The organism is Peribacillus sp. NPDC055009 (assembly GCF_053608705.1).
Genome location: NZ_JBSGVZ010000003.1, coordinates 203820 through 229775 on the forward strand (window position 1 = coordinate 203820; position 25956 = coordinate 229775).

Below are 25956 nucleotides of genomic sequence, written 5' to 3' on the forward strand. Positions count from 1 at the left end.
TATCATGAAAACAACATGTAATTATTTTGATATTTTGTAATTTTATTCTAATAAAGCACTTTCTGGGTCAAAAGTAAATTCATTTTCCTACAGTATGGAGGGCAAAATGGTATCTAATCGAGAAATGACCATTCACTTTTTATCTTCTCAAAAAACCAGCATCATTTCCAAATGGAAAGATGAGTTGCTGCATTTACCTAACGGATATCTAGGGTATTTTAAAGGAGAAGTGGAAAATATTTTTAATCTGCTAATGGATCAGCTTGGAAAATCGGATACTGAAATAGGCGATGTACTGAAGGTCGTAGGGGAAAAAATTGCGTCTGATCGAGTTAATAAGCAATTGGATATGGAAAATTTCTTTTCCACTGCAACCATCGGGAGATCCATCATCATTGAGCACGTATTGAATTCCGAAGCACCCAAAGAAGAAATATCGGATCTAATTAAGCAAATAAACGTTTGCTTCGATAAACTCATTCATTTTGCATTATCCCATTATACCGAATTGAAAACGATGGAACTTGAAGAACGCTATCAATTCATAAGCCCAAACCATAAAGACCGTTTGACGCTACTTGGCCAAATGACCTCAAGTTTTGTCCATGAATTCAGAAATCCACTGACTTCCATCATGGGATTCATACAATTGTTACAGGCAGAACAGCCTGAAATAAAATACCTTGATATCATTTCAAAGGAATTGGATCAGCTCAATTACCGGATCACACAATTCCTTAATATTTCCAAAAAGGAAACTTCAGCATCACCACCTGATCTATTTTCCATTGCTCAGCTTGTTAATGAGGTAATCGAATTTCTATATCCAAGCATCTTGGAAGTAAATGCTTCCATTACATGTAATATTGCCGAGGATGCCGTAATTTCCGGTTCTAAAGAAGAATTCCGTCAGGTTTTACTTAATATTATTTTAAATGCTCTTGATGTGGTTGCAGGGATGCCTTCCCCATCCATTTACATTTCAGGCTCTGAATCACCACCCAGCATTCTTACTTTAAATATATCGAACAACGGGCCGAAGATACCTGACGACGTTTTGCCGAATATTTTTGAACCATTCATCACAACCAAAAAAAGGGGAACGGGATTGGGATTATTCGTCTGTAAAGAAATCGTCTTAAAGCATCATGGAACCTTAACCTGTCACTCTACCGATTTCCTAACGACCTTTTCCATACAATTGAAAACTAAATAATGGATAAACAACCTTTTTTACTTAGGTTTTTAGTGTGAAATTTTTGACTGATTGACGTCCAGTTACTTATACTAATAGGTAGGTTCCACTACTAATCGAGGTGAATGATCCTATAGATTGAAAATATAAACCAGCATAATTTTCATACAAGATAGACAAGACTTATTTTTCATCTAACATTTTATACACTAAATATCATTTCATTCATTATTGGTTTTGGGAGGTGACTGGGATAATTAAATCGTTTTGCGATTCAATTAAGTCCCACACTAATTGGACATATTAAGTTTTTTATTCGTCATTATTTTAATCGCTTTAACGGCCTTTTTTGTAGCTTCTGAATTTTCGATCATAAGGGTCCGCAGCTCCAGGATCGATCAATTGATTGAAGAGGGAAATAAAAAAGCCATTGCGGCTAAGAAGGTTACATCCGATCTTGATGAGTACCTATCCGCGACACAGCTTGGTATTACCGTTACTGCCCTTGGATTGGGGTGGCTTGGACAGCCGACCGTCCTAAAATTGGTTGGTCCATTATTCAATGCCTTGAATTTCCCTCAAGAAGTCACAAGCATTCTGACATTCGTCATTTCATTTTCCCTGATTACGTTCCTGAATGTGGTTGTAGGTGAATTGGCTCCAAAGACGGTTGCCATCCAAAAGGCTGAGCAAGTGGCCTTGGCAATTGCCAGCCCGCTGATATTTTTCCATAAGATAGCCTTTCCCTTCATCTGGGCCTTGAATCATTCTTCCCGATTAGTTGTCGGTTTATTTGGCTTCAAGCCAGCATCCGAAAGCGAAATAGCCCATACGGAAGAAGAATTGCGTTTCATCCTATCAGATAGCTATAAAAGCGGAGAGATCAACCAGTCGGAATTTAAATATGTAAACAACATCTTTGAATTCGATGATCGTGTTGCCAAAGAAATCATGGTTCCTAGGACGGAAATCATGACCATATCCAAAGATGATACGGTTCAGGAATTCGTCGATGTCGCCAAATTGGAAAAATACACTCGATATCCTGTTGTCGAAGGTGATAAAGACCATGTCATCGGCTTAGTGAACTTAAAGGAAGTTTTCTCGGATCTTATAAAGAATCGGGAAATCCATATCAAAGCGATAGAAAATTACGCTCGTCCGATCATTCGGGTAATGGAAAATATCCCGATTCACGATTTGCTGTTAAAAATGCAAAAAGAACGCATTCATATGGCTATTTTGATGGATGAATACGGCGGGACTTCCGGACTTGTCACAGTCGAGGATATCCTCGAGGAAATCGTTGGCGAAATTCGTGATGAATTCGATATCGATGAAGTTGCCTCGATCAGGAAAATTAAAGATGGCCATTATATTTTAGATTCTAAACTTCTTGTAAAGGAAGTGAATGATTTACTTGGCATTCACTTAGAAGAAGATGATGTCGATACGATAGGCGGATGGGTCCTTACTGAAAATTATGATGTGAAGGTAGGGGACATCATGGAAAAAGACGGCTTCTGCTTTAAAGTGATTGAAATGGAAGATCACGCCATTCGTTCTATCGAGGTGACAAAAAAGGTCGTTCAGCTTCCTCTGGAAGAAGACCTTACCCAAGGATAATGATTAAAAACAGCCACGTAAAAGGTGATTTTACGTGGCTGTTTTTTCGATTGTTCATTTATCGGGAAACCGTCCCATTTTTTTGACCGTTACGATTGGAGGTGTACTCTTTTTTTTCCATAGAATATACAGCATGATAAAGATAAAGGAAAAACCAGCAGCCGGAATGAGATAAGGTTCCGTTATTTCCCGGATTTGCTGCCAATTCTCGCCGAGGATCCGCCCTAAGGTCAGAAACAAGATGGTCCAAGGTATGACAGCCGCAACCGTATAAAATATAAACTTCCATACGGACATCCTCGCAATTCCGGCAGGGATGGAAATGGCATGGCGAACCACTGGAATGAACCGAGCCGTAAAAATCACGCCTACGCCATACCTTTGAAACCATTCCTCAGCATGTATAATATGATTTTCTTTAATTAATATATATTTTCCATACTTCAAGAGAAAGGGCCGTCCTCCATAATAACCAGCCCAATAGAGAAATAGCTGTGCCATCGTCCCGCCTGCCACTCCTGCAAGAACAGCTCCCCAAAAATTCATTTTCCCCAGGCCGACGACATAACCACCGTATCCGAGAACAAGCTCACTCGGGATGATTTCAACCATCAGCCCCAATAAAATCCCCATATACCCCATTTCCGCAAACCAATTCAATATCGTCATAATAAGCTGTGATATCATGCTATCGGACTCCCCTTACCGCTAATTTCAAATTGTTTGTCCTTCTATCCTATTTCAGCTCATGAGGTTCTATTCGATTTTTCATACCAGCTTCACAATACATCACATTTTGGAATGCACAAAAAAAAGACCAGCTGATATGTACTCCGGTCTCTTTGCATCAATATTCTTTTAGCTCCCGTTTTTGGGAAAATTGAGAAAAAACAGCTGTGGTGAGTAAGGATGAATCATTTTGTGAAACATTAGTGAAAATCTCCTGGCGTGATTTCGTTTTTTCGATATGAATCCCGAGATTTTTATACTTGTTGATTTTTTGATTATTCATGCTTACCCTCCCTTTCTGCTGTAGCGTTATCCTTTAACTTCCCATTTAACGAAGAGATGAAACCTGTTTAAACGATGGGATCAAAAAACAATCAATTGACTTGAATCGTTTGCAGTTGATGTTCGTGCACTTCGTCTTTTTCAACATGTACCTGCACCTTATAGGTTCCCGATTCTTCGAAAGATACCTTATTTAGATATGTTCCATTTCCATCTTCTTCAGCTTTGGTGAAATGACTCTCTTCGCTGCCTTCCTTCCAGACCTCGAAATTCACATCTGCATTTGTCAGTGGTTTCCCATTCAATTCAACGGTCGCTTCAAAGTTTGAACTTTTTCCTGCCTTTACTGGGTTACTTTGAAACTCGATGGATACATCCGTACTAGGATGAACCGATGCACCTTCACTTTCATGTTCAGGAACGACAACTTCTTTTTCAGGCATTACATGAAGGCCTTTAGCCGTTACATGGGAGACTACAATATATTTGCCTTGTTCTTCAAAAGTATGCATCACTTGATACATTCCACTTCCAGTATTCTTCGCTTCAAGCATTTCCCGTTTATCCTGTCCGGACTTTCTCACTTCAAACAGTACCTCATCAGCTTCATTCACCAATTGGCTTCCCTGTTTCACTGTCGTTTCAAGAATGACTTCTTTTCCAGGCTCCACTTTCCCTTTAATGACAATTGATGCATCCATCGATTCTGGAACAGCACTGTTCACTTCTTTATCCTCTGGCATTTCAGCCTCTTGACACCCAGCTAGCATAACTAACAATGCAGTACACATATAAAGTTTTTTCATATGAACTTCCCTTTACTATTTATTAGACTAAAAATCTGTCCTTTTCATATTGCCCATCCTTTCCATTTTTCAGATTTTTATACATAAATCAAAACTAAATCGTCCGCATCACGGTGACTGAAGTCAGCATGGCTACTGCGATGATCGTTAAAAATGAATATAAAAAGATTGAAGTCCCCACAACGCTCAATCCGCAAAGCAATACGCATCCATCAATGAAAAAAATCAGCAGCCCTACATTGAGTCCACTTTTCCTAGAAAGGATCTGTGCCAGCATATCCGTTCCGCCTGTAGAAGTCCCATACCGAAGCATCAAGCCGATTCCAAGTCCAATCAACCCTCCCCCGATTATCGCACTTACATAAATGGGAAGACTCCATCCTGTGACAGCGTCGGAAAAAATGTCGATGCATAAAGAGGAAAAAAGCAAGCCATGCAAGCTGTTCAGAAATAATTTTTTTTCAAAATACCAAGCATATATATATAATGGAATGCTGCTCAAAATCACACCCAGTCCGGTAGGAAGTCCTATATAGTAATGAAAAATCAGCCCAATCCCTATCATGCCACCATCCAATAAATGATAAGGTATCAGAAAAAAATTGATTCCCACACCTACCAGCATGCTGCCAGCAATGATCGCTGCCATCCTTTCCATGATTTTCATGGCTGCCACCCCCTTTAATCTTCCGTTAAAACTTGTCTTGGTTTCTATAGAATATGTTTGTACCATCAAAAAAATAATGTAACTGACCAACTTTTTATGAAACGGCTCTTAGTTTTCTGAATATTCTATAATATGTTACAATAAAGTAGAGAAAACAGTCAAAAACAGCTAATTATTAGCTCAAACTGATCCTTTACAAGCAATTTACCGGATTTAAGGTGCCGTAAGCTGTTTGACTGAATGATTAACTCTTTCTATAATGAAAGTATTTAAATTAATTAGAATGAGGTGATTTGATGGGGCATTAAAGAATGTTCGTTTTGACGGACGGAAGCTGCTTTGCGTAACGGATATGTGCATCCTTTTGGAAAATGGCTGCACTCCTTCAGACAGAAATTCTTCTATTTCCCGTCTACGCATCGCTAATCGGCATATACTATTATTCTCTTCATCACTAAAAAAAATGGGAGTTCAAGCGGCTGCACATCTATTACCACAGCCATTTTGAAGTAATCCCAAAAATATTCAGCATGGAAAAAAAATATACTTGTATATTTTAAAAATGTAGGAGGTGTACTCCTTATTCGTCTCGAAGGCGAGTTAAGGGAGACTATTTGGACATAATAAACTTGGTTCTTATTGCCATTTTAATTGCTTTAACAGCATTTTTTGTAGCTACGGAGTTTGCGATTGTTAAAGTGAGAAGCACGAGGGTCGATCAATTAATTGAAGAAGGAACGAGGAATGCTATTTCAGCAAAGAAGGTCATCTCCAACCTGGATGAATACCTCTCAACTTGTCAGCTCGGAATTACCGTTACAGCTCTAGGGCTTGGATTCCTTGGGGAACCGACAGTTGAAAACATTTTGCGACCACTTTTAAATCAATTAAATCTTCCGGAGTCGGCTTCACATGTACTCTCAGTTGCAATTGCCTTTTCTTTCATTACGTTCATACATGTCGTTGTTGGAGAATTGGCACCGAAAACATTGGCGATTCAAAAAGCGGAGCAAGTAACATTATTGGTTTCGAAACCTTTAATTGCCTTTAACAAAGTCATGTATCCTTTCATTTGGGTATTGAATGGCTCTGCAAGGTCGCTTACAAGAATGCTAGGATTAAAAGCAGTTTCCGAACATGACTTGGCTCATACAGAAGAAGAGCTGCGTATCATTGTTTCCGAAAGCTACAAAAGTGGCGAAATTAACCAATCAGAGTTTAAATATGTGAATAAAATTTTTGAATTTGATGATCGGATTGCAAAAGAAATCATGGTTCCACGTACAGAAATTGCAACGGTATCCAAAGAAGATACGATCCAGCAGTTTTTCACTGTTATGGCGGAAGAGAACTTTACACGATATCCTGTCATTGACGGTGATAAGGATCATGTTATCGGAATGGTCAATATCAAAGAGCTATTCACTGAAATGATAGATAAGAACAATCAGGCTGCGTCAACGATCGACCGATATGTTCGTCCGATCATCCGTGTCATTGACAGTATCCCCATTCACGATTTACTTTTAAAAATGCAAAAGGAACGGATTCACATGGCTATCCTCATGGACGAATACGGCGGTACGTCAGGGTTGGTGACCGTTGAAGATATCCTTGAAGAAATCGTTGGCGATATCCGCGATGAGTTCGACCTGGATGAAGTGCCCGATGTCCGTAAATTAAAAGAAGATCACTACATCATCGATGCCAAGGTATTGGTCAGCGAAGTGAATGACTTACTTGGATTGGATATCAATGATGAAGATATTGATACGATGGGCGGATGGATCCTTACCGAGAATTACGAGGCCAAACAAGGTGATATTCTGACTTACGGTCCTTATAACTTTAAGATAAAGGAAATGGAAGATCACCATATTCGTTATATTGAAATATATAAACAAGTAAAAGTCGTAAGCGAAGTAAAAGAATTCCCGATCATATCACAAACCGAAATCGTTTCATGATAATAACCCCCGTTCCTAAAAGACAATAGGATCGGGGGTTATTTTTTTCAACTGGTACATGAAATAAAATAAATACATATTATATAAAACCTGCTGCTTTTAACATTGAATGATTACATGAAGTATAGTTCTACCTTAATTGTTTCATACTGTTAAAAAAGCGATACTTTTTGAAGGAGTGAGGAATCATGAAACTCATAACCATTTGCCAGCACTGCAAAGGGAAAGGGAAAACCCGTTTTCTGCAATTCTTTTCCCGGGACTGCAATCATTGCAACGGTCAAGGTAAAGCGGTAAAAGATATGTCAAATTTAAGAAATCAGGCAAAAAACATCTAATAATCTTTCATATTTTGAAATTGGTTTTGATGACACCTGCCCTCTTTAACGTATCATAAACAATCAGTATCGAAGGTCCAAGGAAAAGCCCAATGAAGCCAAGCATCTTAAACCCTAAGTAAAGACTGATCAACGATGCCAATGGGCTCAACCCCATATTTGCTGAATAGATTTTTGGTTCGATTGTCCTTCTTATGATGGTAATGGCCAGGAATAGGATGATGAGGCCAATACCTAGATGATGGTTTCCTTGAGCCCAGACGATAACTGCCCAAGGAACCAGTACAGATCCCGTCCCCAAGATAGGAAGAATATCCACAACTACTATTAAGAGTGCCAACGGAATCGTATACTTCACTTCTAACAACCATAGTCCTCCATAAGCCATGATGAACGTTACTAAACTCAACGTGATTTGTGCCTTGATGAAGCCTACGGCTGCCATACTTAAATCTTGATAAACTAGCGAAATCTTTTGATAGGTGGATGCCTTCAAATAAAGGACTGCCTTTTTTCTTAACTTTGGCAATTCAAGACTAAATAAGAATAAAGCGATTAAGTAAATTAAAAAGTCAATGAAAAATCCCGGAATGAGTGTAACGAATTGAACCATATCCTGAACAAAGCCCTCTGTGAACCCCTCCAGAGCCATGACTCCCTTTTCCATCGTTTGTTCTATTGATTGAATGAGATTTGGCGGTAAAGTTTGGGAATATCTTTCCCATTGCCTAATGACTGGCAATATTGCCGTCAAATACACTTCACGTATGAAACCGGGAAATTCTTCCGAATAGACAATGACCTTCTTGATTAATACCGAAAAGGAAAAATAAGTGATGCTCATAAGCCCGCCTACATATAAAACAAATGAAATCAATACTGCCCAAAAACGATGCAGCTTTGCCGTTTCACCAATCATGCGGACCAATCCATCCAAAAGAATGGCGGTGAGCAACGCTAAAATCAAAGCCCATGAATAGGGAATGACGATTACTATGACTAAAAGGAGAAGCCCCCTCCAAAACCAGCGAAAAAAGACGGCGAAATTCACTGAACAAACCCTCCTTGCACTTTCCTGTTCTCCTTATATTTATGAAATGGGATCACATATATTTCGCTTATACGTTTTATTTTCTCAATAAGGGGAAAAAGAGATACAAAGAGATGGAGGGATTGACATTGGATAATAAAGATAAAGAAAAGTATCTTGAGGAGCGTAATGATAAATCCAAGGCCTTCAAGAAAAATCAGGAAAAACAGCTGGAACGTGATCAAGTGGTCATGCCCATTGATGATTTACCAATTGATGAAATTAAATATGAACAACAAGAAGAAAGAAATAAAAAAGAAACAAAACACCGCTCCACCAGCGAGAAGCTTTAAACAAAACCCAGCCACTTTAGAGGCTGGGTTTTGTTTGCAGGATATACTGAATTCAGGCTTCAAGGTGAGGTGTCGTATAGACTTTTCTCTGCGCCACTAGTACTTGCTAATAGAATATTTGAAGGAAAACATATATTACAGTTAGTAGTCAAAAGGAGTTCGGAAAACGTATTTTTAATTAAATGATGTACCGGGCCTAACTGACCCGCAAAGCCACACCTTCAACTCCTCAGGTATGGTTTCTGACTAAATGTTATAACAAAGTTGATTGGAGCGGGTGTCGAGACTCCTGCGGGAAAAGCGCGCCCAAGGGGTGCAAGCCGAGGAAAGCGAGTGCCTGGTGCGGAAATAAACGCCCAAATGGAAAAACCATTAATAAACTGTTGGCAAACTCGAATTTCCTATAGTCTAAAATATCTCCCATCATATATTAAGGTTCTTCTTGTGAATGTGCTTATGCTTCCCCGTAGTTTTTTGATGATTTGGGAAGACTGAGCTTTCCCTCAATTCATTCATATTGCCAGTGTTTTTCCCTTTCCCGCTTTGCTTCCAAAAATAAACATTGACTGAAATAAATGATTCTTTACAATAGACTTTTAAGAATTAAAGAATATAATGGATTGGTCGACCATTATAAAGGAGAATCATATGACGAACCCTACTCAATTATTTCATCAATATTTACAAGTATCGAGATCATTAGTAAGCAAAATGAATGAACAAATTACAGCACTTGAAATTTACCATAATCAGTGGACAATCCTGAATTACTTAAAGAACTGTGGCTATTCCACAATCCCCGATATTTGCAGTTACTTGGATGTAGATAGTGTTATCATCACACGTTCGGTCAACAGTATGGAACAGAATAATATGATTAAACAAGTTCCTGGAAAAGATGAACAGGAAAAACGAATCGAATTGACCCCCCGGGGCAAAGAGGTACATACAAAATGTCTTAAGATTGCCGAAAAAATCGAAGGGAAAGCCCTGGAAGGCATTACAGAAGAAGAACAGGAAGTATTTTTCCAGACGGTCCTTAAAATCCTCAATAATATAAGAAACTAAAATGGGTATCTTATATCATTGTTGCACACCAAGCTATAGCCATGCCTTTTTTAAAAGCCGGATTCCTGCTTCGATTTCCCTTTCGGTTAAACCACCGTACCCAATCAAAATAGTCGGATCTTTCACATTCTTTGAATGATAAACCGATGTTGGGTGGACTTTAACCCCCACACTGGCAGCCTTTTGAATGAGCTCTGCCTCACTGCTGCCGTTTTTCACTTTTAAAAGAACGTGCAAGCCTGACTTTTCACCGATTACGGCTACACGATCATGGAAGCTCTCTTCAATAGCATTCAGCAGCACCTTATTCTTTTTTCGATAAATCGTTCGCATTTTATTCAGATGGCGTTCCCAATGTCCATTTTTCATAAAAAGACAGAGCGTTTCCTGAATCAGTCTGGAAACGGTCTGTTTGTATCCTATTAACTTCTGCTGATAGCGGCAAGCCAACTCCATGGGTAACACCATAAATCCCACCCTGATTGATGGGATGAGCGACTTTGAAAACGTGCCTAAATAGATGACCCTTCCATTGGTGTCCAACCCCTGCAAGGACGGAATCGGTTTACCAGCATGTCGGAATTCCCCGTCATAATCATCTTCAATAATATAACCCTTTTTTTCCACTGCCCAATTGAGCAATTCCACCCGTCTAGTTATCGGCATGATCATACCGGAAGGAAATTGATGGGAAGGAGTGACATAGGCAACATTCGCTGCACTCCCTTTCAAGGAGTCCACACTCATTCCACTTTCATCCAAGGGTATGTATGCCATATCCGCTCCCTCCAGCCTCAGTACCTCCCTTACCCGATGAAAGCCAGGGTCTTCCAACCCAAATACCCGTTCATTTCCAAGAAGTAACCGCAGCTGATGGATGAAATACTGGGTACCTGCTCCAATGATGATTTGATCAGCCCCGCAGCGAACTCCTCTTGATTGAAATAGATAGGATGAAATCTCAGCCCTGAGCCCCCATTCCCCTTGAGGATCACCGCTCATGAACATTTCCCTTTCCTGTAGATACAAAGTATTGTTCAAGCATTTTTTCCACACGGCATGCGGGAAAGAATCCACGTCCACCCGGCCATGGTTGTAATCTATCTCATTTCCTTCATTCGGAGGACACATCATCCCTTCTGTTACAGGCAACGGCTCATTCATAGCTGAGATCGGTTCTAAATCGGCTACGTAATAACCTTTCCTTAATTGACTTTCCACATATCCTTCTGCCATCAACTGCTGATAAGCCGTATCCACTGTATTCAGGCCTATCCCTAAATGCCAGGCTAGTTTTCGTTTAGAAGGCAGTTTCATTCCGGCCTGGATTTGCCCATTCTGGATTTCCTTTATAAAGTATTTATACAATTGGACATATAAAGCTTCTTTATTCGTTTTATCTAAGGTTAGAGTGATTTCAAACATTTGGTCCTCCTTCAAACTGGTTCCATAAATTATATCAGCATTGGTCCTTATTGCAGAACCAGAATATTTTTATAATGAAGATATCAATCAAGAGGAGGAAACTATGGAGCATATCGAATTATACGGGAAACATGTGATACTCACCCCGATGCTGGAACGTCATATCGAACCACTTTACGCCGCTTCCCTGCCATCTGAAATATGGGAATGGAGTGCAACAAAAATTTTGTCATATGAAGAGGCGATCTCTTATGTAAAGGAAGGCATTCGAGCAAGGGAACAGGAACTTCATCATCCATTTATCGTTATCGATCGGACTGATGATTCGATAGTCGGCAGCACGAGCTTAAGAAATATTCACTTTCATAATCAATCCCTGGAAATCGGCGCGACTTGGTATCATCCCGACAAATGGCGAACAGCCATTAACACAGAATGTAAGTACCTGCTATTGCAGCATGCTTTTGAAAAGTGGCAAATGAAACGGGTTGAATTCAGGACTGACGAATGCAACAAAAGATCGCGTGCAGCAATAACCAGGCTCGGCGCCCTTGAAGAAGGCATTTTGAGGATGGAGAAAAAACTGCAAGATGGGAGGATCAGGAACACGGTGGTCTATAGTATTCTTGAGCATGAATGGCCCAGTGTGAAAAGGAATTTGGAAGCTTTTTTGGAAAGGTGAAAATGAGAAAAAGAGTGCCGTTGTTTTGCACTCTTTTTCTCTTGCGCTATTTTTCATCTGAGTCTTTACGAATTTTCGATAAAGAATCCTTTTGCCTTTTCGTTGATCGAATGAATATGAAAACGCCAATCGCAAATAAAAACGGCATAAGTAAAGCAAAAAGAAGATAAATCATATCACCAAAGAACAAGTTCATTCCCCCTAAGCAATGCGACGCGCACTTTTGTCTGTAAAGCATTTCCGTCAAACTGGATGATCATTGCTTAGTCTAAGCTTTGTGACAAGCGAATCATATCCTGGCACTTAATCCCATTTTCATAAATGGCCTCGGAATAGTTTCTATTAAAAAAATCCCGATCGACCCCAGCGATTCTAAAACCGCATTTTTGGTAAAGGGCAAGCTGCCCTATCCCCGAATTCCCCGTTCCGATTTCAATCATTTTATATCCCTGTTCCCTTGCATGGCCTTTGGCATGTTCAATCAATTGCCTGCCGATTCCCCTTCCATGGTGCCGTTCATCGACTGCGATGTTCATTATCTCTATCAGTTCCGGGCCTTTTTGCAGTAAAACATAAACACCGATCATTCGCTTATCACTCACGGCAACAAAGCACGTTCCGCTCCCCAAATATTCCTCGACCAATTCCCTTGAAGGATCTGCCAAAAGCAATAAATGCATCGGGGGTGGCTCATCCTTGAATAATTCCCTTATCTCCATCATCATCCAAACCCTTCTCAGTTTAATTCTTCTACAAGAAGTTCAACCAATTCCGATGCAGGAAGTTCCCTGCTCAACTTATATCCCTGTCCTGCCCACAAAGCCATCAATTCAGGATTGTTTTTTTGTCCAGCCGCTTTTCGCATTTGTTTTGTCATGTGATGGACAAAAGGATAGGCGACGGGTGCAACGCTATCATATTCCGTTATAAAGTGATTCACCAACCCGCGTGCCCTCCGGCCGCTGAAGGCTCGGGTAATAGAGGTTTGAGTAAATCGTGGATTTCCCAGCGCCGCCTTATGGACCGGACTTGCCCCGCTTTCGGGACAGCGAAGGAAAGCGGTTCCCAATTGCGCCGCTGTTGCTCCCGCTTCGAGCACGGCCGCGATATCCTTTCCATGCATCAGTCCGCCCGCGGCAATGATCGGTAAGTCCAGTTCATCTTTTATCATCCGTATCAATACTAAAAGACCATAATCATCTTCTGTGCGGTTATCAAAGCTGGCCCGGTGCCCCCCTGCTTCAAACCCCTGTACACATAGAACATCGGCGCCTGCTCCCGCCGCCTTTTTTGCTTCCTGAAGGTTGGTTACTGTCACGGCTATAAGGGAACCGGCCTCTTGGAGCTCCCTTATTACATCTTCCGTTGGACAACCAAACGTAAAACTGACGACAGCGACCCCAGCCTCCTTCAATACATGTAGTTTATTTCCCCAATCATCGTCATCACTATCGGCTTTTCCAATCTCAGCCCCAACGCTCTCGGCCTCTTTCTCGATCTTTTCACGATAGCCAGATAATATATTTTCATCCACCGCCTCGTTGCCTGGCACAAATACATTCACGCCAAAAGGGCGCTCAGTCAACTGACGGGTCTGCCCTATCTCGTCCTTCATCTCTTCCGCAGTCTTATAGCCAGCTGCGAGAAAGCCCAATCCTCCTGCATTGGATACTGAAGCCGCAAGCTTCGGAGTGGAAGCTCCTCCTGCCATCGGTGCCTGAATGATTGGATATCTAATTAACTCTTTCAACATTCCATACAACTCCTCTTGATTTTTCTTCATGCCCTTATCATTTTTACGTTTTCTTGGTATAATGATTATCTGTAAGAGAAAAGTGTCTAAATGATCACCCTTTATATCTTGCAAATATAAAACATAGGTGGTAAATAAAAAATGGAAACAAAACCATATAGAGTATTACTTTATTATTTGTATGTACCTATCGAGAATCACGAAGAATTCGCAGTCGAGCATCTTGCGGCATGTAAAGCCCTTGAATTGAAAGGCCGTATCTTGGTGGCTTCAGAAGGTATCAACGGAACAGTTTCAGGTACGATCGAACAAACCGACAAATATATGGACATGATGAAAAGCGATCCCCGCTTTGCCGATATCGTGTTTAAAATAGATGAAGCTGAAGGCCATGCTTTCAAAAAAATGCATGTTCGTCCACGCAATGAACTTGTAACGCTTCGCTTGGAAGACGACATCAACCCGAACCAGACGACTGGCAAATACTTGAGCCCGAAGGAGTTCTTCGAGCAAATGCAAGATGAAAACACCATCGTCCTTGATGCCAGAAATGACTATGAATTTGATTTAGGACATTTCAGGGGTGCAATCAAGCCAGAAATCACGAATTTCCGTGAACTTCCGGAATGGGTACGGGAAAATAAAGAAATGTTCGAAGGCAAAAAAATCCTAACGTATTGCACGGGCGGTATCCGCTGTGAGAAATTCTCCGGCTGGCTTGTCGAAGAAGGCTTTGAAGATGTAAGCCAGCTGCATGGCGGCATCGCAACATACGGGAAGGATCCCGAAGTCCAAGGTGAACTATGGGATGGCCAAATGTATGTTTTCGATGAAAGGATTGCCGTACCTATCAATCAAAAGGAACATGTCATTGTCGGACGCGATATTTATTCCGGCGAACCTTGTGAACGCTATGTCAATTGCGCTAATCCTGAATGCAACAAGAAAATCCTTTGCAGCGAAGAGAACGAACACAAACATATGCGCAGCTGTACCCATGAATGCCGAGTGCATCCGCGTAATCGCTATGTAGTCGAGCATAACCTTTCTGAAGAAGAAGTGGCTGAGAGATTACAGCTAATCGATAATTCCATTACGGCAAAATAATTTTAGCAAACCCGAATCAGTGGACAAGATCCCTGTTCGGGTTTTTTTATCGATTCAAACCAAACCTTATTTTCCTATATTAAACCTATGTCTTGGACTTCATTCCACTGCAAGAATTAACTATGATCTTTTTTAATACTACTGCTTCTTTTGCAATATTACTTACATTCTTACTTCTATATCACAATAGAAAAAACCTTCTTAATTCGTAAAAAGAATGGTTTCAGCTTTTAGATTTTAGCTGTCTGCAGTCCTACCTTCATGAAAAGAGCGATTCCTCTTTAGAGGAATCGCTCTTACTTCATTAATTTTATTTTGCCTCTGCACTTACAACAATCCCGCAAGCTTGCCTATCGCCTGCATCACCAGTTTTCAAAGTATCTGCATCCGGTCCTTTTTCTCCATTGGCTTCATAGCGGTCAGGAATATTGGCAAAGTTGTCTGGATTCGCATGAACGATTACAGCCAGCTCTTCTTTCTTCAGTTGGTCTATTGTCATGTTATCCAATGTTGCCGTATATTTTGCTGTCCCATCTTCTTTTACATATAAAGGAGGCATATCACCTGCATGCTTAGAATGCGTTTCGTCAGTTGGATTGAAGTGTCCTCCAGCTGTAGTGAAAGGGCCATCCTTGGCATCCGCCTCACATGCTGCGTTTTCGTGAACATGAAATCCATGATAGCCTGGCTCAAGGCCCTCCAAAGCGGTCTCGATCACTACAGAATTCTCTTCAGCGGTAAAGTTCACCGTCCCAAGTGTATTACCTTCAACATCTTTAACTTCCGCTTTCACCTGCGGATCAACCTCTGCATCTGTTCCTTGTCCCACTGTAGTCATGTCCTCGGCATTATTATCGGCCTGATTTGAATCATCCGCTGAATTACATCCATACAGTAAAAAGGCAGTACACATAGGCAGTATAAGTTTTTGTTTATAATTCATGATAAATTCCCTCACTCTCTTATATGTATTTCCTCTTATTACTTTCCACTATTATGGAAGAATAAACAGAAAGCGGGATAAATAGGAAAATAGATTACACCAGTGAGAGTGAACACCTTACTAAATTCACAGACAAGGATTTTACAATATAGCTTAATGGGCTCATATTTTACAAAGTGATGACCCCGAAAGCAATGGCTGCAATCGTCATGATGATGGTTGTCCCAAACGCCCATTTAAACAGGAATTTTTGGTGATCCCCAAAATCCACGCCTACAAGGCCAATCAATATGAATGTTGCAGGCACCAATGGCGATAAGGGGAACCCTGCGGTCGAATGACCTAATAAAGCCGCCCTTCCGATCTCTACAGGAGCAATACCGAAGTTCGATGCCGTTTCACTTATTATTGGCAGAATGCCAAAGTAATAGGCATCAGGTGAAAAAATGAACCCCATCGGAATGCTTGTCAGCGCTACCACCAGTGGCAAATGTGCCCCGAGCCACTCCGGAATTACGGTAACGATTGAAGCAGCCATCGAGTCCATCATCTTTGTTTCTGTGAATACACCCGTAAAAATCCCTGCAGCGAAAATGAGTGTACAGATCATCACAAAACTATTGGCATGACTTAAAAGTCTTTCCTGCTGTTCTTTTGGGTTCGGAAAGTTAACGAATAGTGCAATCGCAAAAGCGGAGGCAAATAAGATTTGTATCGGCAGCACTTCCATCACCAGCAAAACCATCAGTAAAATCGTCAAGAACCAATTAAACCAAAAAAGCTTGGATGTTCCTTGAGGTGCGGTTTCAACAGCTGCAGCCTGTTCGCTCATACCAGGTTGCATGTTCGTTTCCAGGGAGCTGACTCCCAATCTCTCCCTTTCCTTTTTGCCAAGCACATATGCCGAAAAAAGCGTCCATAAAAGACCGCAGATCATGACTGGTATGAGAGGAATGAATAACTCCGATACTTCAACCTGAAGGCTCGCGGCCGCCCTGACCAAAGGACCTCCCCAAGGGATCATATTCATGACACCAGCGGCTAAACCAACGACACAGGCCAATACGAGCCTGTTCATCCCTAATTTGATATAAAGCGGCAGCATGGCTGAAACGGTGATCATGAATGTAGAAGATCCGTCTCCGTCCAAACCTACCAAAATGGTTATTATGGCGGTTGCCATGACAACCTTTAGCGGGTCTCCTTTTACAAAACTCAGTATTTTAGCGATCATGGGCTCGAATAAACCAACGTCAATCATTAAACCAAAGTATAGAATAGCAAAAACGATCATGACTGCTGTTGGTGTCACCTTTAAAATACCGGCAACCATCATATCTCCCATTTCCGAAGCGAACCCACCAATCAGACCAAAGGCTATCGCCGTGAAGATAAAAGCTACAACCACTGATAAGCGCTTTGTGATGACTAAGACAAGAAACGTTAAAATCATGCAAAATCCTAAAATCGTTAACATGTTAAAAACTCCTTTAATTGAAAATATGAGAACCTTTAGATTTTTAATTTTTCTGAAAAATCAATATTTTCACATTATAACATTTGCACATTCATTAAAAAACCAGTAAAACAAATTCGTTTAATAAATTAGTTAAATTCTGTATACTATTATTTAGGAACCCGAAGTTTTTTCGGAGGAAAGAAGTGTTGTATGTAAAATGAACGCTCATAAAATAGCTAAACGGAATCTTTTCATCATGTGGTTCGCCAATTTCTTCATAGGCGGGAGCATGACGATGGTTCTTCCATTCATATCCTTATACATTGGTACATTCGGAGATTACTCGACTCAATATATCCAGCATTGGTCCGGATGGACTTTTGGAATCACTTTCGTGACAGCCTTTTTATTTTCCCCCATTTGGGGACGGATTGGTGACCGGTATGGCAGAAAGAAAATCCTGATTGCCTGCGCCTTTGGGATGGGTCTGTCCATCTTCCTGATGGGATTCGTCGAAAATGTTTGGCAGCTATTCGTCTTAAGGATGTTCACAGGAATATTCACTGGCTTCATTTCCATGTCACAGGCCTTCATATCAACGCAGACACCAAAAGAAATTGCCGGACGTGTACTTGGAACCTTACAAACGGGAAATATAACCGGTTCCCTTTTCGGACCATTGCTTGGCGGCGTGCTTGCAGACACACTCGGCTATTCAACCGCCTTTAAATTCACCTCCATCACCATTTTCATCTCTGGACTTCTTGTTTTTGCAACCAAGGAGTACATAATGGAACAGCAGAAGGGAACGAAGTCGAGCTATACAAGCAGGGAGGTTCTTTCGCATATCTTAAGGAACCCCATCTTAGTGAATGTCATGCTCATTTCGACACTTGTCCAAGTTGCCCACTTCAGCATCCAGCCCATTCTTTCTTTATACGTTGGCGAGCTGCATGGAACTTCCAATCTCGGATTTTATTCAGGAATCGCCTTTTCTGCAGCAGGCCTGGGGAATTTATTGATGGCGCGTCACTGGGGCAAGATAGGTGATCGGCATGGTCATGTGAAGATTCTTGTGCTGCTTCTTTTTCTGACAGCTCTTGTCTATTTGCCCGGTGCCTTCATCAATCATTTTTGGCAGCTTGTTTTTGTACGTTTCATACTAGGCATGGCAATAGGCGGCATCATCCCTGTAAGGATTGCCTACATTCGCCAAGAAGCGCCTGTCGCAATGCAGGGGGAAGTGCTTGGGTACAATACGAGCCTGCGCTTTTTAGGCAATATCATCGGACCCGCTATGGGCGGAATGGTTGCTGGTTTCTACGGATTCTCCGCCGTTTTCATAACGACCAGCACTTTACTCCTCATTGCCGGACTTGTCCTCTATTTCGCGATGCACCGCAATCCGGAGTTGGCCAGATCACATTAATCACACTTTGGCAAGAAAGCCTGCTTCCAGATGGAAGCAGGCTTTCTCATGTTTAATGCTCATACAGCTGTAGTGCTGGATACTTTTGGAACTGAATCTCGTTTCGGTCGTATTCCGATACAGTCAGTGAGTTGAAAATTTGAAACCGGTAACGTTCATGCCTATCCGTAAACTCCATCCAACCTTAGGTCCCACCCATAAACTGATAAGTATTTTTACTGCACTGCACTTCATCACACATTAGGTTTTATGTTATGATTATTATAGGCAAATTTTATGAAAGTAAAAGACGCAAAGCCACGGGCCTAAACCAACAACTAGTTGTCATGGCAGCCGGGCTGCCAAGATTTTTCTTGAATGGATCACTTTATTATCAATTTCTTGCCCCTTTTTAATTTGCCTAAAATTAAAACAAGGAGGGTTATATATGTTCTTTCCAACCATTTATTCAGCTACTACGGATGAGAGACACATAGTTAAAGATAAAAATACTTGTGCATGCGGCACAAGATATAATGTATTCGCAATGTTGTCCAGAAGCGACCTTCGAAAGATCAGGTTCAAGCATTATAAAGAAGTGACATGTCCTAAATGTAAATCCAGCATTGATAATGGTTAGCCCCTTAACAATGGTATGGGGTTCCTTACTTTTTAACCCTCACCACTTCCTTGTATAAAAAAAGGAATATATAGTTCCGGTAAAAAACACTCAATTACCTCATGCCCAATTATACTGACACAGTTAAAGCACTATCATTTTTCATTATATGAATAGTAAATGTACGGTCGGCCTATAACTGGCTCGATTGATAAATCATCATGTGGTTTATAAGAAATCATTAGATTCTACCGCGTTTCACTACCTTCTAAAGCCCATGTCTGGACTGTCATGAACCGGTTCCAATCGTTGGGGCAAAGCGTGTAGGAGCCCATTACGTCAAAAATGGCCAAGCCATTTTTTCGGAAATCCATTTCGATTGACATTATTACTTGCATGCCCTGTATGCAAACATACTAAATGATCCAGCTTTCTAGTGGTACGGCCTACCTCCATATATAATCGGCTGTTATAAGATAATGATATATCCCTCCCAATACGAAGGTACGAGTTTATTTGCCCCTCAACCGGTAATCTTCATATCATCCCTTTTAGTCATTCATTTTTTCGAGACCCTACCGAAGGTCAATAGACAGTTTTCCGATTCATCCTATAGATGAATCGAGGCTTCTTCAGCCTTGGTTCCCTTACAAGATGGCTCAAGCACCTTTTGTATCAATTCTTCCCGCTTTAGGCATTTTACCTTCATTCAATTAGAAATGAATAACCCTCGATTTGTCGTTTAATTATCCGTATAGATAGAAAGAAGGACTCATGCTATAATTTAGTGCGTTAAAAATGAAATTAACACACACATATATAAAAAAGAAAGAAGGAGTGTTTCTTTGAATACATCTGCATACAAACAGGAATGGTTCGGCAACGTTAGAGGAGATGTCCTATCGGGAATTGTCGTTGCCCTGGCATTGATTCCGGAGGCGATTGCCTTTTCGATCATTGCTGGCGTTGACCCAATGGTTGGTCTATATGCCTCATTCTGCATTGCCATTGTCATCTCTTTCGTCGGCGGGAGGCCGGGAATGATATCGGCTGCCACTGGCGCAATGGCACTCGTCATGGTCGACCTTGTTAAAGATCATGGCTTGAACTATTTACTTGCTGCAACAATATTGACTGGTTTGCTGCAAATTTTACTAGGGGTCTTAAAAATCGGGAAATTAATGAAGTTTATCCCGAAACCGGTCATGACTGGTTTTGTGAATTCTTTAGCCATCTTGATTTTCACGGCACAGCTTACCCATTTCGTGGGCGAAACGTGGATTATGTATGTCATGACAGCCGTTTCATTAGCAATCATTTATCTTTTTCCGCTGGTCACGAAAGTCATACCTTCACCACTTGTCGCCATCATATTCATGACGGTCGTTGCAGTTACCACAGGGGCTACGGTGCGGACAGTTGGGGATATGGGGCAATTGACCGAAGCGCTCCCGATGTTCATGCTTCCAGACATCCCTTTGACCTTCGAAACTTTGGCGATCATTTTCCCTTATTCCATTGCCCTTGCGTTTGTTGGGCTGCTTGAATCGTTATTGACAGCTCAAATTGTCGATGAGATGACTGACACGGATAGTAATAAAAATAGGGAAGCCAAAGGCCAGGGGATTTCGAATATAATCGCCGGATGTTTTGGAGGCATGGCAGGATGTGCGATGATTGGCCAATCCGGTATCAACATTAAATCAGGTGGAAGGGGCCGGCTCTCGACATTTGTAGCGGGAGCATTCCTTATGATATTAATCGTGGTATTGAATGATGTCCTTATTAAAATACCGATGGCTGCACTTGTCGCGGTCATGATCATGGTTTCAATCGGGACATTTGACTGGTCTTCCCTAAAGAGGCTCACTAAAACTCCTAAGTCGGATGCAGCCGTGATGATCGTGACGGTCCTTATTGTTCTTTATACACATGACTTATCAAAAGGCGTATTTGCCGGAGTGCTTTTGAGCATGATTTTCTTCTCGGCTAAAATTTCTAAAGTGGCAGCAGAGAAAACGGAAGATATCCAGGCTAAGAAAATCACTTATCGTATCAGCGGACAAATATTTTTTGCTTCTGTCCAGGACTTTGTTTCGAAGTTTGACTTCAAGGAAAAAGCCGATGCAATCGTCATCGACTTCTCCCATTCCAAGATCTGGGATGCTTCAGCAGTCGGTGCTGTTGATACGGTTATCCTTAAATATCAGCTTCTGGGAATACCTGTCCAAGTCCAAGGGCTCGATGAAGAAAGTTCGTCATTGCTTGAAAAACTCGCCACCTCAGAAAGTAAAATATCTTGAAGAAGTAACATTCTGCTGAATAGAAACTTTTCAAACCGACAAAATAGATAACATGAATCAATTCCTTTTGAAAGGAGCGAAAAGCATGACACCCGAGCAGGATTATACAGCAGCAAATCTGTCACCGGTTTTATTGAATGAACTGAAAAGCTTTGAAAGCAAACTAGGCGAGGAAGCCAATAAAGAATTGATTGTCATCGCCTATGAAAAAGAAAAGGAAGCCTTGAATTAAGAAAAAAGACTCAAACATCCTTAATGGATGGTTGAGTCTTTTTTTGCATGTACAATAAATGGATGCCCAAATAATGAGCATCCCTTTTCCTTTATTACTTGCTGAATACGTCCGTTAAGACCGGAACGATTTGTTTTTTACGCGATACAACGCCTTCTAAGACGGCGATGTTGTTGTTTAATGAAACGTCGTATGCTTTTTCCACTGCATAAGCCGCTTTACCAAGAGCCAAGGCAACAGAATCATTAGTCAAGATATCCGTTACGACGAATAGGAATAAGTCCAATTCCTTGACAGCGATTACCGCTTCAATCGCCGCTTCCAATTCAGCTTGCTTAGCAAGGACTTCGTTTGGATCCACAGCATTTACTTGTGCAATCTCCACTTTAGCCAATCCCATGGAAAATTCCTTTGCATCAAGTGTGATGAGCTGGGCGATCGTTTTGTCGCTCAAGTCAGCTCCCGCCTTCAACATTTCCAAGCCATATGTTTCAGCGTCGACTCCCGCAATGGCAGCCAATTCCATAGCTGCTGCAACGTCTTGCTCCGTGCATGTAGGTGATTTGAACAATAAAGAATCGGAAATGATGGCAGACAGCATAAGACCTGCGATTGCTTTAGGAACTTCAATGCCGTTTTCTTTATAAATTTTATTTAAAATGGTTGCCGTACAGCCAACTGGTTCCGCACGGTAATATAAAGGATCGCTCGTTTCGAAGTTAGCGATACGGTGGTGGTCGATAACTTCCAACACACGGACTTGGTCAATATCTTCAGCACTTTGCTGGCGTTCGTTATGATCGACCAAGATTACGCCATCAGCTTCCCCTGCAACTTTTTCCACAAGACGGGGAGCATCGAATTTGAATTGGTCCAATGCATATTGAGTTTCACCATTCACTTCACCCAGACGAACTGGTTCAGCGTTGATACCTAACTGCTTTTTCAGATCTGCATAAGCGATTGCTGAACAGATTGTGTCTGTATCCGGGTTTTTATGTCCAAAAACTAATACTTTTTCCAAGATTTTATCCCCTTTTTCATAAATATTTTTCCGCGAATCCCCTCACCGCAATAAGGGAGAGCCACCTTTACTAGACACTTTATTTTAACACAAAATCCCGTAAAATCAGCGCTTGAATTATCCATTCCCCAATAAAATCTTTCATTCCTTCACCCTCTGCCATCACTTTGTCAATAGATAAGGGTTGGTTTTTTTCAAATATATTAGTTGAATTATCATCGTATATGGCTTACGATAATATAAGCAGAAATACTAGATATTGATTACATAATCTATACCAATAACTATATATAGAATTTTTATAATCCAAGGTGCCAGTGATGGCTGAAAAGGGAATCCGGTGTAAACCCGGAACTGTCCCCGCAACTGTAAATGTGACGAAATGAGAAACCCACTGTATAGCTCTCTATACGGGAAGGACTCAAAGTAGGATGATCATGAGTCAGGAGACCTGCCTTGAATTTTTGACGTTTCTTATTCTTCGGGGATTGAGATGATGAAACGATAGTATAACGGCTATTTTTTCATGGCTCTTTTATTCTATCGTTTGATCCGCTCAATTCTTTGGGCGGTTTTTTTATTTTAGCGGAAGTTAACAAGGAGGATTATTAATGACTCAAACATATAACTCTACCATAAGTGAAAATGAAACAGAAAAGAAATCCATCCAGCTTGAGATGTTATCGAAGGAATTCGAAGGCCGTCTCGATATGGAAAAGTTCAAAAAGCGTTTTACAAAATGGCTTGATCGCAAAAGTGACTCAACCGAAGAACAGGCATCAAAAAAACTGATTCAGCTCGCTCTTGAGGGTGTGGATATCGATGCTCCGGATTGGACATTCGTTGCTGCAGCAGAACTGTTGAATACAATGTATAGGGATGCACAAGCCAATCGAGGTTATGCAGGCAAGAGTTATGGCCCATTCTATGAGCTGATCACAGAACTCTCCCAGCTTTCGGAAGGTCAGCGTTATCCAATTTACAAGCCAGAACTGCTATCTTCATATACAAAAGCGGAAATTGAGGAATTGGGCTCGGTGATCGACCCGGAAAAAGATAAATTATTCTCATACATAGGCATCTACTTATTGAACGACCGCTATCTGGCCCGCCCAAAAAAGGACAAGGTCTACGAACTGCCGCAAGAACGTTTCATGATCATCGCGATGGAAATCATGCGAATGGAAAAAACGGAGCACCGCCTGCAACTTATAAAAGAAGCATACTGGGCCATGTCCAACCTTTATATGACCGTTGCGACTCCTACACTCTCCAATGCTGGGAAAACACATGGACAGTTAAGCTCTTGCTTTATCGACGCGATTGAAGATTCCATTGATGGCATCTATCTATCAAACTACGATGCAGCAAAAGTATCTAAATTCGGCGGCGGTGTCGGCCTTTACGTTGGTAAGGTTCGCTCGCTTGGTTCTGATATCCGGGGTTTCTCTGGAAATAGTTCCGGCACGACTCCCTGGATTCGACTATTCAACCAGACAGCTGTAAGTGTCGATCAATTGGGGCAACGTAAAGGTGCCATCGCGATTTACTTGGATGCCTGGCATAAAGATATCATGAGCTTCCTCGATTTGAAGACACAAAACGGGGATGACAGATTAAAAGCCCATGATATATTTACAGGCGTTTGCATACCGGATTTATTCATGGAGGCTGTACGCGACAGAAAAGAATGGTATCTTTTCGATCCGCATACCGTTAAGCAAACCCTTGGATTTTCACTTGAAGATCTTTATGACGAGAAGAAAGGCGAAGGAAGCTTCAGGAAACATTATGCACTTGCTGTCGAGGCCGCAGAAAATGGCACGCTTCCAAACTACAGCTTTGAAAAAATCAATGCGATGGACATCATGAAAAGCATCATGATTTCTCAATTAGAAGAAGGCGTACCGTATATGTTCTACCGCGATGAAGTGAATCGGAAGAATCCCAATAAACATAAAGGTATGATTTATTGTTCCAACCTTTGTACGGAGATTGCCCAAAACCTAAGCCCTTCGACGATCACGGATGAATATGAAACAGAAGATGGAGATGTTGTTGTGGTTCGTAAAAGCGGCGATTTCGTTGTCTGCAACCTTTCATCCATTAACTTGCCACGGGCGGTGGGCAGCGATGTTTTGGAAAGATTGATTCCCATTCAGATCCGTATGCTGGACAATGTCATTGATGTGAATAATCTTCCTGTCAAACAAGCATCCATCTCGAACAAACGTTACCGGGCAATTGGTTTAGGAACGTTTGGATGGCATCATTTACTTGCCACACAGAATATTTATTGGGAATCCGATGAGGCTGTTCAATATGCCGATGCTTTATACGAAAAGATCGCTTACTTAACAATCAAGGCATCCAACGAATTGGCCAAGGAAAAAGGATCATACCCATATTTTGAAGGATCTGATTGGCATACAGGGGACTATTTCGAACTGCGTGACTATACAGATCAAAAATGGATGGATTTAAAAGCAGACGTACAGGAACACGGAACCCGTAATGGATATTTAATGGCGATTGCCCCCAATTCATCGACAGCCAAAATCGGTAATTCCACGGATGGCATCGACCCTTTGTATGAAATTGAATTTTACGAAGAAAAGAAAAACTTCAAATTCAAGGTGACCGCACCAGGCTTGACGCCAAATACGTATGAATATTATAAAAAGACGCGATTCAATTTGGACCAACTGGAAAGCATCAGGCAAAATGCAGCTCGACAACGCCATATTGACCAAGCAATCAGCTTTAATCTGTATGTACACAATACAATCAAAGCGAAGGTCCTGTTGGATATACATTTAACGGCATGGGAAAGCGGGTTGAAATCAACGTATTATGTTCGTTCGACTTCTTCCGAATATGACAATGCCTGCGAAAGCTGTTCAAGTTAACGACAATCATGACCCAGTAATCTATTCTTAA

23 protein-coding genes and 2 riboswitches are annotated in these 25956 nt (G+C 41.2%); of the genes, 11 read left to right on the plus strand and 12 right to left on the minus strand.

Annotated elements, in window-relative coordinates:
* Positions 1–106: 106 nt before the first annotated feature.
* Both ACWF5P_RS07190 and ACWF5P_RS07195 read left to right on the plus strand, forming a co-directional pair.
* Positions 107–1216, plus strand: coding sequence for a histidine kinase N-terminal domain-containing protein (locus ACWF5P_RS07190; protein WP_434168788.1), 1110 nt, complete (start codon positions 107–109; stop codon positions 1214–1216).
* A 273-nt stretch (positions 1217–1489) separates the two neighbouring features.
* Positions 1490–2821, plus strand: a complete 1332-nt coding sequence (locus ACWF5P_RS07195; protein WP_101224240.1) for a hemolysin family protein — start codon at positions 1490–1492, stop codon at positions 2819–2821.
* Positions 2822–2875: 54 nt separating this feature from the next.
* Here ACWF5P_RS07195 and ACWF5P_RS07200 read toward each other — a convergent pair whose 3' ends face one another.
* The 4 genes from ACWF5P_RS07200 to ACWF5P_RS07215 all read right to left on the minus strand — a co-directional run bounded on the left by ACWF5P_RS07200 (position 2876) and on the right by ACWF5P_RS07215 (position 5305).
* A complete protein-coding gene (locus tag ACWF5P_RS07200; RefSeq protein WP_434169620.1) occupies positions 2876–3505 on the minus strand; it encodes a VTT domain-containing protein in 630 nt (209 codons plus the stop codon).
* Positions 3506–3668: 163 nt separating this feature from the next.
* On the minus strand, positions 3669–3833 hold the full coding sequence (locus ACWF5P_RS07205; RefSeq protein WP_157831095.1) for a hypothetical protein: 165 nt from the start codon (positions 3831–3833) through the stop codon (positions 3669–3671).
* Between the two features lie 91 nt (positions 3834–3924).
* Complete coding sequence (locus ACWF5P_RS07210) at positions 3925–4638, minus strand: FixH family protein (protein ID WP_101224241.1); 714 nt, start codon at positions 4636–4638, stop codon at positions 3925–3927.
* Between the two features lie 94 nt (positions 4639–4732).
* Entirely contained in the window at positions 4733–5305 is a 573-nt protein-coding gene (locus ACWF5P_RS07215) for a YitT family protein (protein ID WP_311735918.1), read from the minus strand.
* 614 nt (positions 5306–5919) lie between these two features.
* Between ACWF5P_RS07215 and ACWF5P_RS07220 the strand changes: the two genes are divergently transcribed.
* Positions 5920–7272 carry a CNNM domain-containing protein gene (locus ACWF5P_RS07220; RefSeq protein WP_434168787.1) on the plus strand — a complete coding sequence of 451 codons (1353 nt, stop codon included), beginning with the start codon at positions 5920–5922 and terminating at the stop codon, positions 7270–7272.
* Positions 7273–7617: 345 nt separating this feature from the next.
* On the opposite strand, the gene ytvI is transcribed toward ACWF5P_RS07220, so the two are convergent.
* Positions 7618–8661, minus strand: coding sequence for a sporulation integral membrane protein YtvI (gene ytvI, locus ACWF5P_RS07225; RefSeq protein ID WP_434168786.1), 1044 nt, complete (start codon positions 8659–8661; stop codon positions 7618–7620).
* A gap of 128 nt (positions 8662–8789) precedes the next feature.
* Here ytvI and ACWF5P_RS07230 point away from each other — a divergent pair, with 128 nt between their 5' ends.
* Together ACWF5P_RS07230 and ACWF5P_RS07235 are read left to right on the plus strand one after the other, a co-directional pair.
* A complete protein-coding gene (locus ACWF5P_RS07230) occupies positions 8790–8993 on the plus strand; it encodes a hypothetical protein (protein WP_101224447.1) in 204 nt (67 codons plus the stop codon).
* Positions 8994–9641: 648 nt separating this feature from the next.
* Complete coding sequence (locus ACWF5P_RS07235; RefSeq protein ID WP_034314851.1) at positions 9642–10061, plus strand: MarR family winged helix-turn-helix transcriptional regulator; 420 nt, start codon at positions 9642–9644, stop codon at positions 10059–10061.
* Between the two features lie 33 nt (positions 10062–10094).
* Here ACWF5P_RS07235 and pdxR read toward each other — a convergent pair whose 3' ends face one another.
* The gene (gene pdxR / locus ACWF5P_RS07240; RefSeq protein WP_434168785.1) at positions 10095–11486 is read right to left on the minus strand and encodes a MocR-like pyridoxine biosynthesis transcription factor PdxR; all 1392 of its coding nucleotides are present in this window, start codon (positions 11484–11486) and stop codon (positions 10095–10097) included.
* Positions 11487–11589: 103 nt separating this feature from the next.
* On the opposite strand from pdxR, the gene ACWF5P_RS07245 reads away from it, so the two are divergent.
* Complete coding sequence (locus ACWF5P_RS07245; protein WP_434168784.1) at positions 11590–12168, plus strand: GNAT family N-acetyltransferase; 579 nt, start codon at positions 11590–11592, stop codon at positions 12166–12168.
* A 46-nt stretch (positions 12169–12214) separates the two neighbouring features.
* Here ACWF5P_RS07245 and ACWF5P_RS07250 read toward each other — a convergent pair whose 3' ends face one another.
* The 3 genes from ACWF5P_RS07250 to ACWF5P_RS07260 form a co-directional block, all read right to left on the minus strand.
* Complete coding sequence (locus ACWF5P_RS07250; RefSeq protein ID WP_157831096.1) at positions 12215–12358, minus strand: hypothetical protein; 144 nt, start codon at positions 12356–12358, stop codon at positions 12215–12217.
* A gap of 73 nt (positions 12359–12431) precedes the next feature.
* Positions 12432–12887 (minus strand): GNAT family N-acetyltransferase, encoded by a 456-nt coding sequence (locus ACWF5P_RS07255; protein WP_434169619.1) that lies wholly within the window; start codon positions 12885–12887, stop codon positions 12432–12434.
* 17 nt (positions 12888–12904) lie between these two features.
* Positions 12905–13921, minus strand: coding sequence for a nitronate monooxygenase (locus tag ACWF5P_RS07260; RefSeq protein WP_434168783.1), 1017 nt, complete (start codon positions 13919–13921; stop codon positions 12905–12907).
* A gap of 141 nt (positions 13922–14062) precedes the next feature.
* On the opposite strand from ACWF5P_RS07260, the gene trhO reads away from it, so the two are divergent.
* Positions 14063–15028, plus strand: a complete 966-nt coding sequence (gene trhO / locus ACWF5P_RS07265; RefSeq protein ID WP_434168782.1) for an oxygen-dependent tRNA uridine(34) hydroxylase TrhO — start codon at positions 14063–14065, stop codon at positions 15026–15028.
* Between the two features lie 310 nt (positions 15029–15338).
* Here the strand turns inward: trhO and ACWF5P_RS07270 are convergent, their stop codons facing one another.
* Together ACWF5P_RS07270 and ACWF5P_RS07275 are read right to left on the minus strand one after the other, a co-directional pair.
* Positions 15339–15971: a superoxide dismutase family protein gene (locus ACWF5P_RS07270; protein ID WP_101224247.1), complete on the minus strand. Its 633-nt coding sequence runs from the start codon at positions 15969–15971 to the stop codon at positions 15339–15341.
* A gap of 169 nt (positions 15972–16140) precedes the next feature.
* On the minus strand, positions 16141–17448 hold the full coding sequence (locus ACWF5P_RS07275) for a citrate:proton symporter (RefSeq protein ID WP_434168780.1): 1308 nt from the start codon (positions 17446–17448) through the stop codon (positions 16141–16143).
* 199 nt (positions 17449–17647) lie between these two features.
* Here ACWF5P_RS07275 and ACWF5P_RS07280 point away from each other — a divergent pair, with 199 nt between their 5' ends.
* The 3 genes from ACWF5P_RS07280 (at position 17648) to ACWF5P_RS07290 (ending at position 21992) form a co-directional block, all read left to right on the plus strand.
* Positions 17648–18859 carry an MFS transporter gene (locus ACWF5P_RS07280; protein ID WP_101224249.1) on the plus strand — a complete coding sequence of 404 codons (1212 nt, stop codon included), beginning with the start codon at positions 17648–17650 and terminating at the stop codon, positions 18857–18859.
* Positions 18860–19115: 256 nt separating this feature from the next.
* A riboswitch (cyclic di-GMP riboswitch) is annotated at positions 19116–19205 on the plus strand.
* Positions 19206–20302: 1097 nt separating this feature from the next.
* Positions 20303–21760, plus strand: a complete 1458-nt coding sequence (locus ACWF5P_RS07285; RefSeq protein WP_434168779.1) for a SulP family inorganic anion transporter — start codon at positions 20303–20305, stop codon at positions 21758–21760.
* Positions 21761–21845: 85 nt separating this feature from the next.
* Positions 21846–21992 carry a hypothetical protein gene (locus ACWF5P_RS07290; protein WP_452444756.1) on the plus strand — a complete coding sequence of 49 codons (147 nt, stop codon included), beginning with the start codon at positions 21846–21848 and terminating at the stop codon, positions 21990–21992.
* A 94-nt stretch (positions 21993–22086) separates the two neighbouring features.
* On the opposite strand, the gene ACWF5P_RS07295 is transcribed toward ACWF5P_RS07290, so the two are convergent.
* The gene (locus ACWF5P_RS07295; protein ID WP_101224252.1) at positions 22087–23016 is read right to left on the minus strand and encodes a manganese-dependent inorganic pyrophosphatase; all 930 of its coding nucleotides are present in this window, start codon (positions 23014–23016) and stop codon (positions 22087–22089) included.
* A 292-nt stretch (positions 23017–23308) separates the two neighbouring features.
* A riboswitch (cobalamin riboswitch) is annotated at positions 23309–23489 on the plus strand.
* 138 nt (positions 23490–23627) lie between these two features.
* On the opposite strand from ACWF5P_RS07295, the gene ACWF5P_RS07300 reads away from it, so the two are divergent.
* Entirely contained in the window at positions 23628–25925 is a 2298-nt protein-coding gene (locus ACWF5P_RS07300) for a ribonucleoside-diphosphate reductase subunit alpha (RefSeq protein WP_260356847.1), read from the plus strand.
* The last annotated feature ends 31 nt before the right edge of the window (positions 25926–25956 follow it).

Excerpts from the sequence above, each read along its gene's own strand:
- trhO (WP_434168782.1), top strand. The coding sequence starts at position 14,063 with ATGGAAACAAAACCATATAGAGTATTACTTTATTATTTGTATGTACCT.
- ACWF5P_RS07290 (WP_452444756.1), top strand. The coding sequence starts at position 21,846 with ATGACACCCGAGCAGGATTATACAGCAGCAAATCTGTCACCGGTTTTA.
- ACWF5P_RS07275 (WP_434168780.1), bottom strand. The coding sequence starts at position 17,448 with ATGTTAACGATTTTAGGATTTTGCATGATTTTAACGTTTCTTGTCTTA.
- ACWF5P_RS07270 (WP_101224247.1), bottom strand. The coding sequence starts at position 15,971 with ATGAATTATAAACAAAAACTTATACTGCCTATGTGTACTGCCTTTTTA.
- ACWF5P_RS07255 (WP_434169619.1), bottom strand. The coding sequence starts at position 12,887 with ATGGAGATAAGGGAATTATTCAAGGATGAGCCACCCCCGATGCATTTA.
- ACWF5P_RS07210 (WP_101224241.1), bottom strand. The coding sequence starts at position 4,638 with ATGAAAAAACTTTATATGTGTACTGCATTGTTAGTTATGCTAGCTGGG.
- ACWF5P_RS07245 (WP_434168784.1), top strand. The coding sequence starts at position 11,590 with ATGGAGCATATCGAATTATACGGGAAACATGTGATACTCACCCCGATG.
- ACWF5P_RS07280 (WP_101224249.1), top strand. The coding sequence starts at position 17,648 with ATGAACGCTCATAAAATAGCTAAACGGAATCTTTTCATCATGTGGTTC.
- ACWF5P_RS07235 (WP_034314851.1), top strand. The coding sequence starts at position 9,642 with ATGACGAACCCTACTCAATTATTTCATCAATATTTACAAGTATCGAGA.
- ACWF5P_RS07260 (WP_434168783.1), bottom strand. The coding sequence starts at position 13,921 with ATGTTGAAAGAGTTAATTAGATATCCAATCATTCAGGCACCGATGGCA.
- ACWF5P_RS07300 (WP_260356847.1), top strand. The coding sequence starts at position 23,628 with ATGACTCAAACATATAACTCTACCATAAGTGAAAATGAAACAGAAAAG.
- ACWF5P_RS07190 (WP_434168788.1), top strand. The coding sequence starts at position 107 with ATGGTATCTAATCGAGAAATGACCATTCACTTTTTATCTTCTCAAAAA.
- ACWF5P_RS07215 (WP_311735918.1), bottom strand. The coding sequence starts at position 5,305 with ATGAAAATCATGGAAAGGATGGCAGCGATCATTGCTGGCAGCATGCTG.
- pdxR (WP_434168785.1), bottom strand. The coding sequence starts at position 11,486 with ATGTTTGAAATCACTCTAACCTTAGATAAAACGAATAAAGAAGCTTTA.
- ACWF5P_RS07205 (WP_157831095.1), bottom strand. The coding sequence starts at position 3,833 with ATGAATAATCAAAAAATCAACAAGTATAAAAATCTCGGGATTCATATC.